A 17,907-nucleotide genomic window follows, 5' to 3' on the forward strand; every position below is an offset into this window, starting at 1 on the left:
TCCGCCAAATCCAGCTGGTGTGGATAAGTCGTTCTCATCCGTGGTCGTGCAGGAACGAGCGGCCGCGTCAGGCCGCAGCGGCGAGCCAGCGCCCCGAGCGCACCCGCCAGCCCAGAGTGGCCAGCCGAGCGAGCAGATAGACGCCGAAGAATGCGACCGCGAGCCAGACGAGGCCGGAGCTGCCGTCGACACCGGTCGCGGCGATGACCCACAGCGCGGGCAGGAACGGCACCAGGTTGAGGCCGCCGGCGATCGCCAGGTATCGGGCGTCGTTCGCCCCCATCAGCACCCCGTCGAGCACGAAGACGATGCCGGCGATCGGCTGTGCGACCGCCAGCACGAGCAGTGCCGGCTGCACGAGCGCCGCGATCTCGGCATCACCCGTGAAGACGATCCCGAGAAGCCCGGACAGCGCGGCGATGATCGCCGCGACGATCACGCCGAACCAGGCGCCCCACGCGACCGTACGGGCGAGCACCCGGTGCACCCGCTGCTCGTCACCGGCACCCAGTTCTTTGCCGATGAGAGCCTGCGCGGCGATGGCGAGCGCGTCGAGCGCGAAGGCCGCAGCGGAGAAGATCGTGAACACGATCTGCCACCCCGCGAGTTCATCGGTGCCGATGCCGGTGGCCACGCCCACGGTCGCGAGCAGTGCCACGCGCAGGCTCACGGTGCGCAGGAACAACCAGCCGCCCGACGTCGCGGTGCTGCGGATCCCGGCGCGTTGCGCGCGCAGTGAGGCGCTGTGGCGCGTGGCGAGGCGGCGGATCACCAGCACGTAGGCCGCGACCATCCCCCACTGGGCCGTCACCGTGCCGGCGGCGGATCCCGCGATGCCCCAGCCGAGTCCGTAGATGAACAGCCAGTTGAGCAGGGCGTTGGCACCGAAGCCCAGTCCGGCGATCCACAGCGGCGTCATCGTGTCCTGCATTCCGCGCAGCAGACCCGTCGCCGCGAAGACGATGAGCATGGCAGGCAGGCCCCACATCGAGATGACGAGATACTCGTTGGCCTGGGCGGCCACCGCCTCGCCCGCACCGAAGAGCGAGACGAGCCAGGGGGAGGAGACCGCGCCGATCACGGCGAGCACGGCGCCCAGGCCGAGCGCCAGCCACATCCCGTTGACGCCGACCGACACCGCAGCCCCCGGGTCGCCTGCGCCGAAGCGTCTGGCGACCGCCGGAGTGGTCGAGTAGGCGAGGAAGACCATCAGTCCGACGATGGTCTGCAGCACCGCCCCCGCGATGCCGAGGCCCGCGAGCGGAGTCGTGCCGAGGTGCCCGACGAGCGCGGCATCCACGATCAGGAAGGCGGGTTCGGCGATGAGCGCGCCGAGTGCGGGAACCGCCAGACGCAGGATCTCTCGATTGAGGGAGGTGCGCGCGGTCATCCTCCGAGCCTATGACCTGGGGCCGACCTCGTCCGTCCTGCGGTGCCGGCGCCGTCGTAGGGTGGAGAGGAGCTCGGATGCCACGGAGGTGCATCATGACGGACCCCAGGGACGCCGCGGCACGGTATCTCGCGAACCGGCGGAGCGGAGACAGCGCGGACGGCGACGAGGCGGTCGGCGACGAGGAGTCGGGCACCGCACCAGGGATCGCGGCAGCCGTCGATCGCGCCGCATTCATCGAGACCGCCATCCAGGTGGCGATCCGCCGCGGCGACTTCGACGACCTGCCAGGCGCGGGCAAGCCTCTGGAAGGACTGGGCGCCCACCATGACCCTGACTGGTGGATCCGCCGCAAGATCGAGACCGAGAACCTGACCGGCCTCGGACCGCCCGCCATCCTGCTGCGTACGGAGGATCGGGAGCTGAACGACCAACTCGACCTGCTCGGACGCGAGTCCGACGTGCGTGACGTGCTGGAGGACTTCAACCGGCGGGTGCGCGAGGCGCGCCGCCAGCTCCAGGGCGGCCCGCCCGTCGTGACGGCTCCTCGTGACGTCGACGCCGAAGTGGCGGCCTGGGCGGCGCGCCGCGCGGCACGGCTTGAATCGGCGCCCGACGAGCCTGTGCGGCGCCGACGTCGTCTCTTCCGCCGCGGGTGACGCCCGCGTCGTGACCCGCAATCTGCTTCCCTAAAGGTAGGACCTCCAGTCTTTGTAACCACCGTGTTACGAAGTTCGTGCGATGCTCGACGCTGCATTGTCGCATCCCTATAGTCGGAGAGGTAAGAGGTCCGACCACTGGAGACACATGCAAGAGCCAAGCGGCAACTATCGCGGATACACCTCCTTCGACTACCTGGAGCCGCACGTCGACTACCGCGTCTTCGCCTTGGCGCAGGAGTTCGGCCGCGTTCCGGCGTATGAGCTCGGGCTCGACCCCGATCAGGTGCAGCGGGTCGCCCGCCTTCTCTCCGACGAGCATGCGATCTCACTGCATGAGCACCCCAAGATCCTCACGGCCGACCCGCATCAGCTGCGCGAGTACAACCACACGGGGCGCAACGCCATGGGGTTCGCCGGACTCGCGCGATCGGGCATGTCCGCCTTCTTCGACAACTTCATGAACGGCACCAACTGCGTCACGAGTGAGAACGGGTGGAAGTGGAACGACGTCGTGTTCGACATCGGCCTGCGCTTCGCCGACGTCGCGCAGCAGGATCACGTCGTCGTCGCCCGGACCGTCGCCGACCTGGAGAACGCGAAGGCCACAGGTCGGATCGCCCTCGTCGCAGGGCTCGAAGCCGCCACCGCGATCGAGAACGAGCTCGACCGGCTCGACATCCTCTACGGTCTCGGGATCCGTCAGATCGGCATCGCCTATTCCATGGCGAACCAGCTCGGCTCGGGACTCGCAGAGCCCCAGGACGGCGGGATCACGAGCTTCGGACGTCGAGCCGTCGAGCGCATGAACCGACTCGGTCTCGCCATCGACATCTCCCATTCCTCCGACCGCACCAGCATGGACGTGATCCACGAATCGTCCGTGCCGGTGTTCATCACACACGCCGGTGCGCGCAGCGTCTGGCCGACCAACCGGATGAAGCCCGACGAGGTCATCATCGCGTGTGCCGAACGGGGCGGAGTCATCGGCATCGAAGCCGCCCCGCACACGACGCTCTCCGCCGAGCACCCCGAGCACTCGCTGGAGTCGGTGATGGATCATTTCCGCTACTGCGTCGACCTGGTCGGCATCGACCACGTGGCCTTCGGCCCCGACACGAACTTCGGAGACCACGTCGGGCTCCACGATTCCTTCTCCGGCCACCTGACCATCAGTCAGGCACACGGACACGTGGAGCATCCGCGCGTCTCTCACGTCGCGGGCCTGGAGAACCCCGCGGAGAACTTCACGAACATCGTCGGCTGGCTCGTCAAAAACGGGTACGGCGACGAGGACATCCGCAAAGTCATCGGCACGAACATTCTGCGAGTTCTGAAAGAGGTCTGGTAACACATGAAGAGATACAGAGGCACGGGAATCGTCGCGGGCATCGCCGCGGCCGCGCTCCTCCTCGCGGGCTGCGGCCTCAACGAGGACCAGGGCGAACAGCCCGACACCGAGGCCGGAGCATCGACGCTCCGCATCGGCACCACGACCGACGTCGCGAACTTCAACCCGCTCGGTTCGCTGTCCAAGACCGACAGCTGGATCCTCAACGCGATGTACCCGCAGTTGCTGCGCATCGACGGCAACGCGGAGAAGGTGCCGGAACTCGCCGAGGAGTACACGCTCGAAGACGACGGCGCGACCGTGATCTACACGCTCCGCGACGACTTCGAGTGGAGCGACGGGGAGCCGGTGACCGCCTCCGACGTGAAGTTCACGGCCGAGGCGATCATGGAGAACCAGCTCGGCAACGTCGCCGCGAAGCTCACCTGGGTGGAATCGATCGAGGCCCCCGACGACACGACGGTGATCTTCCACCTCACCCAGCCGTACGCGCCCTTCGCCGAAGGCGTCGGATTCTGGATGCGCGTCGTCCCCGAGCACATCTTCAGCGAAGCCGGCGACCTCAGCACCTTCGCGAACGATCAGGCCGACGGCTGGGTCGGAGCCGGCGCGTACGTCCTCGACTCGATGAAGCGCGGCCAGCGGTACGTGCTCAAGGCGAATGAGAACTATCCCTACGCGCCTGAGGGCGGTGCCGCGGTCGGTACGGTCGAATACGTCGTCTACCCCGACGTGAACACCATGATCCTGGCGCTGCGCAACGGCGACATCGACCTCATGGGCACGCCGGTCCCCGCATCTGCAGCGGCCTCGCTCGAGTCCGAAGCGGACATCACCATGCAGGAGGTCGGATCCCTCGGCTTCGCCCACCTCACCTACAACATGCAGAACGCGACCCTCGCCGAGCAGCCGGTGCGCCAGGCGCTGTCGATGGTGGTGGACACCGAGTCGATCATCTCGACGATCCTCCAGGGAGACGGCCAGGAGATGGTCGGTCCGATCTCGCCGATCTTCGGGGAGTTCGACAACCCCGACCTCGAGGCGTATCCGTTCGACCCCGCCGGCGCGAAGGCGCTGCTCGAAGACGCGGGCTACACCGACGCCGACGGCGACGGGATGCTCGACGGGCTGTCGTTCGAGGTGCTCTGCGACCAGTCCAACGCCAACCTCACCCGAGTGGCCGAGGTCGTCCGCGAGGACGCCGTGGATGCCGGTATCGAGCTGACCGTCGCGTGCATCGAACGCAACACCTTCCTCTCGCGCACCAAGGACGGCCAGTACGACATCGACCTCTCGCAGTGGGGCGTCTTCGACAACCCGATGGACCAGCTGCGGAGCACCTATCTCTCGTCGAACCCCGGCGGCATCAACTACAACCTGGTGCAGGACCCCGAGCTCGACGCTCTGATCGACGACGCCGCGGTGACGGTCGACAAGGACGCGTTCGTCGAGAAGATCCGCGCGATCGACGAGTACGTCCACGATCAGGCGCTGCTGACCCCGCTGTACGTCGAGACGTTCCGGTTCGCCTACCGCTCCGACCGTTTCGAGGGCTTCGACCCGTCGCCGAGTGATCTGCTCGGCATGGTGACCGGCTACTCGCTGGCGCAGGTCCGACCGGTCTGACCCGGTCGATCGATCAGAACACGACGAGGAGGAAGGGACGGCATGCTGCATTACGCCTCGAAGAAGGCCCTGCGGGCGATGCTCACCATCTGGATCGCAGTGACCATCACGTTCTTCCTGCTGCGGCTGCTGCCGGCCGATCCCACCCTCCTCGTCGTGGAGGGCGACATGACCCCGGAGATGCAGCAGGCGCTGCGCGAGCAGTACGGCTTGGACAAGCCGCTGCTCGTGCAGTACCTGCTGTATCTCGGCGAGCTGCTCACCGGGAATCTCGGTGTCTCGTTCCGGCAGCTCGTCCCCGTGACCGATGTGCTCCTGGAGCGGCTGCCGTGGACGCTCCTGCTCGCGGGTTCGGCGTTCGTGCTGACGATCCTGATCGGGATCCCGCTCGGCGTGTACGCAGCCGTTGGGCGTGGAAAGGCGGTCGACAAGCTCGTACAGTTCCTCGGCATCACCAGCAATGCTCTGTTCGTGCCGAGCGTCGCCATCTTCCTGCTCGTCGTCTTCGCCGCGAACCTGGGCATGTTCCCGATCGGCGGCGCGATCGACCCCGACACCAGAGGGTTCGCCGCCTACCTGAGCCTGTTCCAGCATCTGGCGCTGCCGTTGTTCTCGCTCGTCCTGGTGCAAGTCGGGCCGTACGCGCTCACCCTCCGCACCAACATGCTCGAGGTGCTCGGCGAGGACTACATCAAGAGCGCGCGATCACGCGGGTACACACCCCGCCGGACCATCTGGCTGCACGCGCTGCGCAATGCGTTCATCCCCGCGCTGACGCTGATGGGCCTCCAGCTCGGAACGCTCGTCGGCGGAGCCGTGCTCACCGAGACGATCTTCGCCTACCCGGGTGTCGGACGCCTCATCTACGAGTCGGTTCAGCAGCTCGACTACCCGATGCTCCAGGGCGCTTTCGTCATCCTCGCCCTCACCGTCGTCCTGGCGAACCTCGCCACCGACCTCATCGCCATGTTCCTCAACCCCAGGATCCGCACATGAGCACCACACTTCCCGCGCCGACGAACCTCGACGCCCTGACCCGCCGCCGACGTCGCGGCGGAGGCTACTTCGCCTCGCCATCCGGATGGCTCTCGGTCGGCGTGCTCGTCGTGTTCGCGCTGACAGCGATCTTCGGGCCGATGATCGTCGACAAGCCGAGCGGACTCGGCGTCGACATCCTCCAGCCCCCGTCCGCGCAGCACTGGTTCGGTACGGACGATCTCGGGCAGGACATCTTCGCCCAAGTGGTCTGGGGAACCAGGGTGAGCCTGATCGTCGGGGCCGCGGCATCCGTCATCGCGATCGTCATCGGCACGGCCCTGGGGTTGATCGGGGCCTACGTCCGACGACTCGACCCGATCGTGACCACGCTCACCGACGTGATGCTCTCGCTCCCGCTGCTGCCCCTCATGATCCTGGTGACCGCGCTGGCCGGGCCGAGCGTCCTGACCCTCACGGTCGTGATCGGTGTGCTCTCGTGGGCGGAAGTCGCCCGGCTCATCCGCTCCAACGCGTTGGTCGTGTCGTCGATGCCCTACATCGACGGGGCGCGGGTACTCGGCGCTGGTCCGATCCGCATCCTCTCCACCGAGATCCTCCCGGCAGTCATGCCCCTCGTCGTGGTCAGCGTTCTGCTGCAGGCGGCAAGAGCGGTGATCTCCGAGGCCGGACTGAGCTTCCTCGGCATGGGCGACCCCAGCACCTGGTCGTGGGGTCGCATCCTGCTCAACGCGCAGCGGTCCGGGGTGATCGCGACGGCATGGTGGCAGACCCTGTTCCCCTCGCTCGCGATCCTCGTCCTGGTGCTCGCCGCGACCATCGCCGGCATCCGCTACAACGACTCGCGCGACCCGCGCCTGAGAGGTGTGTGATGAAGCTCGCAGACGACTTCTACCAGCGCATCCAGGATCGTGTGCGCGCGCGCCTCGCCGAGGACGAGCTCGACGGGTTGATCGTGACCGTGCCCGGCGACGTCGCCTACCTGATCGGCTTCTTCTACGCCGTGACGGAACGTCCGGTCTATCTCTGGTTCGGTCGCGACGGCTCCCGGTTCGCGCTGCTGCCGGAGTTGGACGCGGAGTACGCGGCAGCACAGGGCGTGCATGCCGACATCCGGACCTACTTCGAGTACCCGGGTGTGCGAACGCCGGAGCAGCATCTGGCCGACGAGCTGGCGAAGAGCGGGACTCCGCTCGCACGGATCGGCGTGAGCAGCGCCCTGACGATCGGGGCTCAGGCGGCACTGGTGGATGCTCTCCCCTCGAGCAGCTTCATCCGCACCCGCATCCTGAGCGATCTGCGGCTGCGGAAGGAACCTGAGGAGATCGAGCTCCACCGCCAGGCGGCTGACGTGTGCGACGAGATGCTCGGAGCCGGAAGGGCGCTCATCGAGGCGGCCCTGCGATCCGGGGGGCCGCTGCCCACCGAGGGCGAGCTCGCCCGCGCGGTGATTGGGTTCGGCACCGACCGCATGTACGAGCGCTATTCGCATGTGATCTACACCACGAAGCTCGCGGGGGGACTCGTGTACGCGGGGCCGAATGCGGCACGTCCGCATGGGCTGCCCAGCCGCCGTCGACTCGAGATCGGCGACACGCTGATCCTGTCGCTCGGCGCCGCCGTCGGGAGTCGGTTCGTCGAGAGCGAGCGCACGTTCGTGATCGGGGAGCCCTCGGCCGCGCAGCGGGCGTACTTCGACGTCGCGCTGCGGGCACAGGAGATCGGCACGCAGGCGATGACGGTCGGTCGCACCTGCGCGTCCGTCAACACCGAGTGCCTCGACGTCATCCGCGATGCGGGTCTTGGCGGTTACATCCGCCACCGACAGGGCCACGGGATCGGCATCGCCCAGCATGAGGCCCCGTGGGTCGAGGACGGGGACCCGACCGTGCTCGCCCCGGGCATGATCCTCTCCAGCGAGCCGGGGATCTACATCCCCGGCCACGCCGGCTACCGCATCTCCGATTCGGTGCTCGTGACCGCAGACGGTCCGCAGCGCCTCACCAGATATCCGCGCACTCTCGAGGAGAACACGATCGCATGAGCGAGTACTTCGACACCGTCAACGGCGCCAGGATCAAGCTGCAGATCCTCGGGGACGACGATGCCCCGGCGATCATCGTGCATCACGGGGCGCCGGGCCTGGGCTCCCGTGCGGAGCCGGTGCGCTCGTTCGGACCCTTCAGCGACGACTACCGGATCGTCACGTTCGATGCCCGCGGATCGGGCGAATCCGCGGACGAACCGCCGTACACCCACGAGCAATGGGTCGCCGACATCGATGCGATCCGCGAAAGCCTCGGTCTGGAGACGATCGTGATGGCCGGGGGCTCCTACGGCGGCTTCCTCGCGATGGAGTACACGCTGGCCCACCCGGACCGGGTGAGCGCGCTCATCCTGCGCGACACCGCGGCCAACACCGCCTACGACCACCTGGCCGTCGAACGGGCGCGCCAGACCGACAGGGTCGTGATCGACGACTGGACCATCGCGCGGATCGGGACGGGGCACTTTGCCGACGACGCCGAATTCGAGCGGTACTGGCGCGGCATCCTGCCCCTCTACGACCACGCGTACGACCCGGAGGCCACCGAGCGCAAGGCGAGGGCGACGACCTACCACCACGCGACCCACAACGCGGCGTTCGGCGTGAACATGCCGAAGTACGACCTCCTTCCGCGGCTGGGGGAGATCGCGTGTCCGACCCTCGTCGTGGTCGGACGGCACGACTGGCGCACGCCCGTCCCCGCCTCCCAGGAGATCGTCGATCGCATCCCCGGCGCCGAGCTCGTGGTGTTCGAGGAGTCGGGGCACTCGCCGCAGCTGGAGGAGCCCGAGAGGTTCCAGGCGGTCGTGCGCGACTTCCTGCACAGAGCGGGAGTGCGCGGATGAGCGATCCGGTGCTGAGCGATCCGGTGCTGAGCGTGCGCGGCCTGAGCGTCGAGTTCACGACACGGGACGGTGTCGTGCGCGCGGCACAGGACGTGACCTTCGAGGTGCCGGCCGGCAGCACGCTCGCCATCCTCGGCGAGTCGGGGTCGGGCAAGTCCGTCACGGCGCAGACCGTCATGAACCTGATCGAGACCCCGCCGGGGCGGGTCTCGGCGGGCGAGATCCTGTTCGAGGGGCAGGACCTGCTCACGATGGATCCTGCCGCACGTCGTACCGTGAGCGCCGAGGGCATCGCGATGGTCTTCCAGGACTCGCTGTCGGCCTTGAACCCGGTGTACACCGTCGGCGGCCAGATCTCCGAGCTGCTGCGTGTGCGGAGGGGGATGAGCCGTCGGGCGGCGTGGGAGCGTGCGGTCGAGCTCATGGGCCGCGTGCGCATCCCCTCGCCGGCGGAGCGCGCGAAGGACTATCCCCACCAGTTCTCCGGCGGGATGCGGCAGCGGATCATGATCGCGCTCGCGATCGCCCTCGAGCCGAAGGTGCTCATCGCCGATGAGCCGACCACCGCCCTGGACGTGACCGTCCAGGCGCAGATCATGGACCTCCTCGTGCAGCTGCAGCGGGAGACGGGCATGGCGCTCATCCTCATCACGCACGACCTCGGCGTCGTCGCAGAGGTGGCCGACCAGGTCGCGGTGATGTACGCCGGCCGCATCGTCGAGCGCGGCACCATCTTCGAGCTGTTCGAGCGGACTGCGCATCCCTATACGCGGGGCCTGCTGCGCTCGATGCCACGCCCCGACCGCGACGACGACGTGCTGTGGGCGATCCCCGGCGCTCCGCCGAACCTGCTCGACCTCGGTCAGGGGTGCGCGTTCCGCGGCCGCTGCGACGCGGCGATCGACATCTGCGCGACCGAGCGGCCGGAGCTACGGCCCGTCGGCGCCGACACCGGACGCGTCTCGGCGTGCCATCGACGTGAGGAGGTGCTCAGTGGACGAGCATGACGTGGTGCTGACGGTCGAGGACCTCACCAAGCACTTCCCGGTGCGAGGCGGCCGATTCGGTGGCGGAGGACGTGTGGTGCGCGCGCTCGACGGCGTGAGCTTCGAACTGCGCAAGGGCGAGACGCTCGGCATCGTCGGCGAGTCCGGATGCGGCAAGTCGACCCTGGCGCGCACGATCGTCGGCCTGGAGACGCCCACCTCCGGTGCGGTGCGCTTCCGCGGGGCCGACCTGCACCGCCTGCGGGGCGCGCAGCGCGACGACATGCGCCGGCGCGTGCAGATCGTGTTGCAGGATCCGTACTCCTCGCTCAACCCGCGCCGCACCGTGCGCGAGACGCTGCTCCAGCCGTTCCAGATCCATCCCGAGGTGACGCCGCGGGGCGGACGAGAGGCGAGGATCGCGGAGCTGGCGGAGCTGGTGGGCCTCAACCCGGACCACCTCGATCGCTACCCGTTCCAGTTCTCCGGCGGTCAGCGCCAGCGCATCGGGATCGCGCGTGCGCTCGCGCTCTCACCGGAGGTCATCATCTGCGACGAACCGGTCTCGGCACTCGACGTCTCGGTGCAGGCGCAGGTCGTGAACCTCCTCCAGCGGCTGCAACGCGAACTGGGCCTCGCCTACGTCTTCATCGCACACGATCTGTCCGTCGTCCGTCACATCTCGGATCGCATCGGCGTGATGTACCTGGGGCGCGTCGCGGAGATCGGAGACCGAGCCGAGGTCTACGACACCCCCGCCCACCCGTACACCGACGCGCTGCTCGCGGCCGTCCCCGTGCCCGACCCGACGCGACGGGGCGGTCGCCGCTCGCTGCTCGCCGGCGATCCGCCGAGCCCCGTCGATCCCCCGAGCGGATGCCGTTTCCGCACGCGCTGCGTGCGGGCGCAGGACGTCTGCGCGAGCGAGGCGCCGCCGTTGCGGGCCACAGCACCATCCGGCGACCGAGACGTCGCCTGCCACTTCCCCCTCATCCCCGAGAACACCCTCGCACGCTAGGAAGCACCGTCATGTCCTCTTCGTCCTCTTCGCCCGTCCTCCCCGCAGGGAACGCCCCGCAGTACTCCGGATACACGGCGTACGGCTACCTGGAGGCCGGCCGCGACTACCAGCACTTCGACCTCGCAGCGGAGGTCGATCGCGTCCCCGCACGGGCCTTCGACCTCGACGAGGAGCAGCGGGCCCGCATGCGTCGGCTGATGGACGAGAACATCGTGCTCTCCCTGCACGAGCACGCGATCGTGCTGCCGGACGACGGCGACCAGGTACGGCGGTACAACCGCACCGGCCGTCAGCGCACGGGCTACGAGGGATTGTCGCGGTCGGGGCTGACCGCCGTGATCGACAACTTCATGGCGGGGGCATCCTGCGTGACCAGTCAGAGCGGCTGGAAGTGGGATGACATGATCTACGCGCTCGGATTCCGCCTCGCAGACCTCGCCAAGCAGGACTACGTCCGGCTGGCCACGAGCGTGGACGACATCCACGCCGCCAAGCGCGACGGAAGGGTGGCACTGATCGCGGGCTTCGAGTGCTCCACCATGATCGAGAACGAACTCGACCGCATCGACATGCTGTACGGGTTCGGCGTGCGTCAGCTGGGCATCGCCTATTCGCAGTCGAACATGCTCGGCTCCGGCCTCTCGGAGCCGGCGGACGGCGGTCTGACCAACTTCGGTCGTCGGGCCGTCGATCGCATGAACAAGCTCGGCATGCTGATCGACATCTCGCACTCGGGGGACCGGACCTGCCTGGAGACGATCGACCACTCGGCCGTGCCCGTCATGATCACCCATGCCGGTGCGCGCGCCGTCTGGCCGATCGACCGCATGAAGAGCGACGAGACCATCATCGCGTGCGCCGAGCGCGGCGGGCTCATCGGGTTGGAGGCGGCTCCGCACACCACGATCTCGTCCGACCACCTCACGCACTCGATCGACTCGGTCATGGACCACTTCCGCTACTGCGTCGACCTCGTCGGCATCGATCACGTCTCCTTCGGCCCCGACACGATGTTCGGAGACCACGTCGCCGTGCACAAGGCCTACGCGGGCAACTACGCGCAGAAGTCGCCGGAGCATGAGAAGCACCCGCGCGTCGAGTACGTCGAGGGTCTCGAGAACCCGGGCGAGAACTTCTGGAACATCACGGCCTGGCTCGTCGAACACGGTTACAGCGACGAGGACATCGCGAAGGTCATCGGCGGCAACGCGATGCGTGTTCTCGGCGAGGTCTGGTAGAAATCCGAGAGGACAACTTCTCGACGTACGACAGCAGACTTCTCGATGGGACCCGATGGCCAAGCGTGACAGCGTAGTGAGGAACACCGTCGCGGCGCTGCGACAGCTGATCGATGTCGACTACGTCGTGGGCGACAGGCTCCCCAACGAGAAACGGATCGCCGAGAGCCTCGACGTGAGCCGCGGTTCCGTGCGTGAGGCGCTGGGGGTGCTCGAGGCCGAGGGCTTCGTGACGCGCAACTGGGGTGTCGGCACGTTCGTCAGCGCGCCTCGACCTTCGTCGTCGCTGAGCATGTCGGCCATCGCCTCGTACCGTGACCGCGTGCACGCCGTCGGACGCACGGTCGCGCTGCGCGAGGCCGGGTACACGCTCGTGCCCGCTCCACCCGAGATCGCCGAGGTGCTGGGCGTCGAGCCGGAGTCGGGGGTGTGGCGGGTCTACCGGCTGTTCGCGGTCGACGACACCCCGTCTGCGCAGATGATCGAGCACATCCCTGCGACGATCCACGGCGTCGCGATCGACCCCGCGCCCATGACGACGGTCGACTCCGGCCTGTTCGACATGCTCAACGGACACATCGACGACGTCGTCTCGCACACGACGACCGACATCGAGGCGGTGCAGCTCGAGGAGCCGGAGGCCACCGCGCTCGACGTCGACGCCGGCACGCCGGTGCTGCGCACGGAGCAGGTGACCACCGACGTCCAGGGCGAGGTTCTCGCCTACGGAGTGACGCTGCAGCGCACGGACGTGCTCCGGATGCGCATCACGCGCTGACCCGCCTCCGCCTTCGGAGCCAGCCGTCCGCTCCGAAGCGTCCCGCGGCCGGCAGGAGCAGCACGACAGCGGAGAGCACGACCATCGCCGGGTACGCGGCGGTCAGCTGATCCGCGCTCCAATAGAGCATCAGCGTCCCGATCGACAGGAACGCCGCGATCCTGGTCAGCAGCCCCGCGACCAGCAGGAGCCCCAGGGCGACCTCGAGCGCGGGCATGACCACCCCGAACAGTCCCGGAGCCGTCTGCATGAACGACCCGACGGGCGCGAAGAACCACGGCACCCGAGGGTTCTCCTCCGTGCTCCCGGCCACCAAGGCGATGTCGGCCGCCCCGAAGCCCGCCCGATACTTCACGAAGCCCTCGTTCAGCCACAGGACCCCGACCGCCACCCTGGCCCCGCCCCCGAGCGCCGAGACGATCAGGTGCCACGCCGGTCGCGATCCGGTCATGACAGCTCGGCTGCCCCGAACACGGCCTTCGCCTTGTCGCAGTGGATCACGACGTAGGAGTACTTCGAGGTGTCGACATCGTCGAGCATGAAGGTCTGCGAGGCGGTGTCGAACGAGACGGCATCGACGAGCATGCCCTCGGACACGGCGGCCTCGTCCGTGCCGTTGGTGAGGTAGACGTGCAGGTCGGGACCTTCGTCCGACGAGAAGTCGGAGAGGGCGATCTCGTCGTCCGACACGGTGACTGTGCCGGAGACCATCTTGTCGTTCAGGCCCATGAACTCACCGGTCATCTCGGTCATGGTCATCGCCGTGCCGTCGTCGGTGCTCTGCGACATCGAGGACTCCGGTGCGGGGTCTTCGGTCGCGGCAGGCGAACTGCACGCCGAGAGGGCGAGGGCGAGGGTGAGAGCCGCGGTGGCGGCGAGAGCTGTCTTGCGCATGAGGATCTCCTGTTCACGGTGTGCGATGTCTGTGCCCTGAGCGACGGATGCCGCGGCGGATCGCACTTCGAAGAACGCTAGGAAGCCGACGCCCCCGGCGGGGAAGACCTTTCGGAACCGTAAGGAACGGGTCGGGGCCGCAGCGGCCGCGACTAGTGTCGACCCCATGCAGGAGGCAGCCGAGGTCGTGGTGGTCGAAGACGACCCCACCGTGCGCGAAGCCGTGGGGGCGTATCTGCGGGCCAACGGCTACGTGGTCTCCACCTTCGGCGACGGCGTCTCCGCGCGGACGGCGCTGCGCGACGGCACCCCCGACGTGGTCGTCGTCGATCGGATGCTGCCCGGCATCAGCGGCGACGAGCTGTGCCGCGACCTGCGGTCCTTCTCCGACGTGCCGATCATGATGCTCACGGCGCTCGGGCAGCTGGACGACCGCATCGAGGGGTTCGAGTTCGGTGCCGACGACTACCTCGCGAAGCCGTTCTCGTTGCGTGAACTCCTGGTGCGGGTCGGCGCGCTCGTCCGGCGCTCTCAGAGGGGGCAGGCATCGGCCGGGGAGGTGCGCGTCGGCGTGTTCGCGATAGATCCGCTTCGACGTCGCGTGTGCGTGCGTGGCGAGGAGATCGCGCTCACCGGGCGCGAGTACGACCTGCTCCTCTTCCTCGCGCGCAACGAGGGGCGGCCGCTCGGTCGTGAGGAGATCCTTCGTGAGGCGTGGGGCTGGAGTTTCGGCGAACCGTCGACGGTGACGGTGCACGTGCGGAGGCTGCGGGAGAAGATCGAGAGCGATCCGCGGGACCCGGTGCACCTGCGCACGGAGTGGGGCGTGGGCTACCGCTTCTCGACGCTGGGCGACGGTTCATGATCGAGCTCGCCGCCGCCGACGTCCTGACGATCGTGCTGACGTGCGTGATCGCCGCGGTCTGCGTGGCCGCAGTCACACTGGCGCTGCTGCGTCTGATGCGACGCCGGTCGGTCCGCGCGCAGTTGATGCTCGTCGCGAGTGCCGGGGTCGTCGCGATGGCGGCGGGGGTCGTCGCGATCTCGGTGGAGATGTACATCTCCCCGCACGACCTGACCGTTCTCCTCGTCGTGATCTGGGTGTCCCTCATCCTCGGGCTGGCCACCGCGTGGGTCGTCGCGCGGGCGATGCGGTCGTCGTTCGGCCGCCTCTCGGCATCGCTCGACGAGGTGGGGCGCGGGGGCGTCATCACGGCAGCGCAGGGCGGATCCCGCGAGCTCGACGAGCTGTCGGTGCAGTTGGCGGATGCGTCGGCGAGGGTGGATGCCGCGAAGGCGGAGCTGGAACGCCTCGACTCGGCGCGACGACGGTTCTTCGCCTGGATCTCGCACGATCTGAGAACCCCGCTGACCGCGGTGCGTGCGCTCGCCGAGTCGATCGAGGTGGGCGCGGCGGACGCGCCGGAGCTCTTCGCCGGGCAGGTGCGGGTGCAGGTGGAGACGATGAGTCGCATGGTCGACGACCTGTTCGAGCTCTCCACACTGACCTCGGGGGCGGTGCAGGTGCAGACGCAGCAGGTCGAGCTTCTCGACGTGGTATCCGACGCTGTCGCCGACGTCGCCGCTGCGGCCGACCGACACGGTGTGCGCATCGTGGAGAGGGGAGTGGGTGGCCATGTTCTCTGGGCGGACCCGCACCACCTCGGCAGGATCATCGTCAACCTGCTGACCAACGCCATCCGGCACGCCCCGCGTGGCACCGAGATCGTCGTCTCGGCCACCGAGATCGAGCGGAACCGGCTCGTGCTCGGCGTCCTCGATCACGGGACCGGCGTCGCCGTGGAGGACCTCGACCGTATGTTCGACGTGGGCTGGCGCGAAGATGCGGCGCGCACATCCCCGGTCGATCACGACGGCGTCGCGTCGGGAGCCGGTCTCGGGCTGTCGATCGCACGCGGTCTCGCACGCGCCCATGGTGGCGAGGTGTTCGCCGAGCACACGGACGAGGGCTTCCGCATGAACGTGCTCCTTCCGTTCGGCGGCGCCCCCGACCTCACGTGACCCGGTGGGTCTTAGGCTGGTGCGCATGACTGACGTTCTTCCCGTTGGCCTCGCCCTCGACGAGTTCAGCTCCGACATCCGCCCGCAGGACGACCTGTACCGTCACGTGAACGGCGCCTGGATCGCCCGCACCGAGATCCCCGGCGACAAAGCGCGCTGGGGGTCGTTCCACCTGCTCGCCGAACAGGCCGAGAAGGACGTGCGGACGATCATCGAGGAGTCGCAGGACGCCGCGGAGGGCACGCTCGACCGCAAGATCGGCGACCTGTTCGCGAGCTTCATGGACACCGAGCGCATCGACGCCGCCGGGGTCGCACCGTTGGCCGAGACCCTCGCCGAGATCGACGCGATCGCCGACATCCCCGCGTTCCTCCGCACGGTCGGCGCCTATGACCGGGATGGTCGTGCGGCGATCATCGGTCTCTACGTCGACGGCGACCCCGGCGACCCCGAGCGCTACCTTCCGGTGCTCGTCCAGGCCGGGCTGTCGCTGCCGGACGAGAGCTACTTCCGCCTCGACACCTTCGCCGACACCAGGGCCGCGTACCGTGCGCACCTCGAGCGGCTGCTCGACCTCGCCGGCGTCCCCGATGCCGCGCAGAACGCCGAGCGTGCGATCATGCTCGAGACCGAGCTCGCGGCACATCACTGGGACAACGTGCGCAGCCGTGACGCCGTGGCGACCTACAACCTGAAGACCTGGGACGAGCTGCAGGAGCTCGCGGGCGTCGACCTCGTCCCGTGGCGCGAGTCCGTCTCGCCGTCGAACCCCACCGCCTTCGACGAGGTGGTCGTGTCGCAGCCGAGCTTCTTCGAGGGACTTGGGACGCTGTTGACCGCCGAGCGCCTCGACGACTGGAAGGCGTGGCTCCGGTCCAAGGCCGTGCACGCGGCGGCGCCGTACCTCACCGACGACCTCGTGCAGGAGAACTTCTCCTTCTACGGCACCGAGCTCACCGGCGTCCCCACCATCCGGGAACGCTGGAAGCGTGCTGTCTCCCTCACGGAGGGGGCCCTCGGCGAGGCCATCGGCAAGGTCTACATCGAGCGGCACTACCCGCCGACGGCCAAGGCTGCAATGGACGAACTGGTCGCGAACCTCGTCGAGGCCTATCGCCGGAGCATCACCGACCTCGAGTGGATGACCCCCGAGACACGGGAGCGCGCGCTCGCGAAGCTCGACGCCTTCACCCCGAAGATCGGCCACCCCGAGGTGTGGCGCGACTACGGGAGCCTCGAGATCGACCGGACCGACCTGTTCGGCAACGTCCGCAGGGCATCGATGTTCGAGCACGACCGCAACGTCGACAAGGTCGGCAAGCCTATCGACCGCGCGGAGTGGCACATGCCCCCGCAGATGGTCAACGCCTATTACAACCCGTCGATGAACGAGATCGTGTTCCCCGCGGCCATCTTGCAGTACCCGTTCTTCGACGCCGGGCGCGATGCGGCAGCGAACTACGGCGGCATCGGCGCGGTGATCGGCCACGAGATCGGTCACGGCTTCGACGACCAGGGCAGCCGCTACGACGGCGACGGGCGCTTGCAGGACTGGTGGACCGATGCCGACCGCGCGGCGTTCGAGGAGCGGACCACGGCGCTCATCGCGCAGTACGACGCCCTCGTTCCGGAGGGCCTCGACGCGGAGCATCACGTCAACGGCGCCCTCACGATCGGCGAGAACATCGGCGACCTCGGCGGCCTCGGGATCGCGCTCAAGGCGTACGAGCTCTCACTCGGCGGCGCGGAGGCTCCCGTCATCGACGGATACACCGGCGTGCAGCGCCTGCTGCTCTCGTGGGCCCAGGTGTGGCAGCAGAAGAGCCGCGACGCCGAGACGCTGCGACTGCTGACTATCGACCCGCACTCGCCGAACGAGTTCCGCTGCAACCAGATCGTGCGCAACATCGATGCGTTCTACGAGGCGTTCGGCGTCACCGAGGCCGATGCGCTGTGGCTGCCTGCCGCGTCGCGAGTGACCATCTGGTGACCGATCGGCGCACTCTGTGAGCCATCCCCCGGCGGTGGGGTTACGATATCCCTGCCGCTGGGGA

The 17,907-nt window shown here is 68.3% G+C and carries 17 protein-coding genes; 14 read left to right on the forward strand and 3 right to left on the reverse strand.

The genetic code is table 11. The annotated features are described in order from the left end of the window. Nucleotides 1–67: 67 nt before the first annotated feature. On the reverse strand, nucleotides 68–1,390 hold the full coding sequence (locus tag AB0E56_RS04715; RefSeq protein WP_359797033.1) for an MATE family efflux transporter: 1,323 nt from the start codon (nucleotides 1,388–1,390) through the stop codon (nucleotides 68–70). Between the two features lie 95 nt (nucleotides 1,391–1,485). Here AB0E56_RS04715 and AB0E56_RS04720 point away from each other — a divergent pair, with 95 nt between their 5' ends. The 11 genes from AB0E56_RS04720 to AB0E56_RS04770 all read left to right on the forward strand — a co-directional run bounded on the left by AB0E56_RS04720 (nucleotide 1,486) and on the right by AB0E56_RS04770 (nucleotide 12,937). Next, nucleotides 1,486–2,049: a DUF1992 domain-containing protein gene (locus AB0E56_RS04720; protein WP_359797034.1), complete on the forward strand. Its 564-nt coding sequence runs from the start codon at nucleotides 1,486–1,488 to the stop codon at nucleotides 2,047–2,049. Nucleotides 2,050–2,197: 148 nt separating this feature from the next. Then, nucleotides 2,198–3,400, forward strand: a complete 1,203-nt coding sequence (locus AB0E56_RS04725; RefSeq protein ID WP_359797036.1) for a membrane dipeptidase — start codon at nucleotides 2,198–2,200, stop codon at nucleotides 3,398–3,400. A gap of 3 nt (nucleotides 3,401–3,403) precedes the next feature. Further along, nucleotides 3,404–5,026 (forward strand): ABC transporter substrate-binding protein, encoded by a 1,623-nt coding sequence (locus tag AB0E56_RS04730; RefSeq protein WP_359797037.1) that lies wholly within the window; start codon nucleotides 3,404–3,406, stop codon nucleotides 5,024–5,026. Between the two features lie 42 nt (nucleotides 5,027–5,068). Continuing rightward, nucleotides 5,069–6,022 carry an ABC transporter permease gene (locus tag AB0E56_RS04735; RefSeq protein ID WP_359797038.1) on the forward strand — a complete coding sequence of 318 codons (954 nt, stop codon included), beginning with the start codon at nucleotides 5,069–5,071 and terminating at the stop codon, nucleotides 6,020–6,022. Beyond that, nucleotides 6,019–6,894, forward strand: coding sequence for an ABC transporter permease (locus tag AB0E56_RS04740; RefSeq protein WP_359797039.1), 876 nt, complete (start codon nucleotides 6,019–6,021; stop codon nucleotides 6,892–6,894). Before AB0E56_RS04735 ends, AB0E56_RS04740 begins: the two co-directional genes overlap by 4 nt. Next, nucleotides 6,894–8,066, forward strand: a complete 1,173-nt coding sequence (locus AB0E56_RS04745) for a Xaa-Pro peptidase family protein (protein ID WP_359797041.1) — start codon at nucleotides 6,894–6,896, stop codon at nucleotides 8,064–8,066. Before AB0E56_RS04740 ends, AB0E56_RS04745 begins: the two co-directional genes overlap by 1 nt. Beyond that, entirely contained in the window at nucleotides 8,063–8,914 is an 852-nt protein-coding gene (locus tag AB0E56_RS04750) for an alpha/beta hydrolase (protein WP_359797042.1), read from the forward strand. Before AB0E56_RS04745 ends, AB0E56_RS04750 begins: the two co-directional genes overlap by 4 nt. Then, nucleotides 8,911–9,921 (forward strand): ABC transporter ATP-binding protein, encoded by a 1,011-nt coding sequence (locus tag AB0E56_RS04755; RefSeq protein WP_359797043.1) that lies wholly within the window; start codon nucleotides 8,911–8,913, stop codon nucleotides 9,919–9,921. The genes AB0E56_RS04750 and AB0E56_RS04755 overlap by 4 nt, the downstream gene beginning before the upstream one ends. Then, a complete protein-coding gene (locus AB0E56_RS04760; protein WP_359797045.1) occupies nucleotides 9,908–10,918 on the forward strand; it encodes an ABC transporter ATP-binding protein in 1,011 nt (336 codons plus the stop codon). The genes AB0E56_RS04755 and AB0E56_RS04760 overlap by 14 nt, the downstream gene beginning before the upstream one ends. A gap of 11 nt (nucleotides 10,919–10,929) precedes the next feature. Beyond that, the gene (locus AB0E56_RS04765) at nucleotides 10,930–12,159 is read left to right on the forward strand and encodes a membrane dipeptidase (protein ID WP_359797047.1); all 1,230 of its coding nucleotides are present in this window, start codon (nucleotides 10,930–10,932) and stop codon (nucleotides 12,157–12,159) included. A 76-nt stretch (nucleotides 12,160–12,235) separates the two neighbouring features. After that, on the forward strand, nucleotides 12,236–12,937 hold the full coding sequence (locus AB0E56_RS04770; protein ID WP_359797049.1) for a GntR family transcriptional regulator: 702 nt from the start codon (nucleotides 12,236–12,238) through the stop codon (nucleotides 12,935–12,937). Here AB0E56_RS04770 and AB0E56_RS04775 read toward each other — a convergent pair. Both AB0E56_RS04775 and AB0E56_RS04780 read right to left on the reverse strand, forming a co-directional pair. Next, on the reverse strand, nucleotides 12,927–13,388 hold the full coding sequence (locus AB0E56_RS04775) for a DoxX family membrane protein (RefSeq protein WP_359797050.1): 462 nt from the start codon (nucleotides 13,386–13,388) through the stop codon (nucleotides 12,927–12,929). The genes AB0E56_RS04770 and AB0E56_RS04775 overlap by 11 nt on opposite strands. Beyond that, nucleotides 13,385–13,831, reverse strand: coding sequence for a DM13 domain-containing protein (locus AB0E56_RS04780; protein ID WP_359797051.1), 447 nt, complete (start codon nucleotides 13,829–13,831; stop codon nucleotides 13,385–13,387). Before AB0E56_RS04780 ends, AB0E56_RS04775 begins: the two co-directional genes overlap by 4 nt. A 166-nt stretch (nucleotides 13,832–13,997) precedes the next feature. Here AB0E56_RS04780 and AB0E56_RS04785 point away from each other — a divergent pair, with 166 nt between their 5' ends. From AB0E56_RS04785 to AB0E56_RS04795, 3 genes are read left to right on the forward strand one after another with little or no spacing between them, the layout of a single operon-like run. Further along, the gene (locus AB0E56_RS04785; protein ID WP_359797053.1) at nucleotides 13,998–14,696 is read left to right on the forward strand and encodes a response regulator transcription factor; all 699 of its coding nucleotides are present in this window, start codon (nucleotides 13,998–14,000) and stop codon (nucleotides 14,694–14,696) included. Beyond that, entirely contained in the window at nucleotides 14,693–15,853 is a 1,161-nt protein-coding gene (locus AB0E56_RS04790) for a HAMP domain-containing sensor histidine kinase (protein WP_359797054.1), read from the forward strand. The genes AB0E56_RS04785 and AB0E56_RS04790 overlap by 4 nt, the downstream gene beginning before the upstream one ends. A gap of 25 nt (nucleotides 15,854–15,878) precedes the next feature. Next, nucleotides 15,879–17,843, forward strand: a complete 1,965-nt coding sequence (locus AB0E56_RS04795; protein ID WP_359797056.1) for a M13-type metalloendopeptidase — start codon at nucleotides 15,879–15,881, stop codon at nucleotides 17,841–17,843. The last annotated feature ends 64 nt before the right edge of the window (nucleotides 17,844–17,907 follow it).

The sequence above is a fragment of the Microbacterium sp. NPDC028030 genome, assembly GCF_040637855.1.
GTDB lineage: Bacteria > Actinomycetota > Actinomycetes > Actinomycetales > Microbacteriaceae > Microbacterium.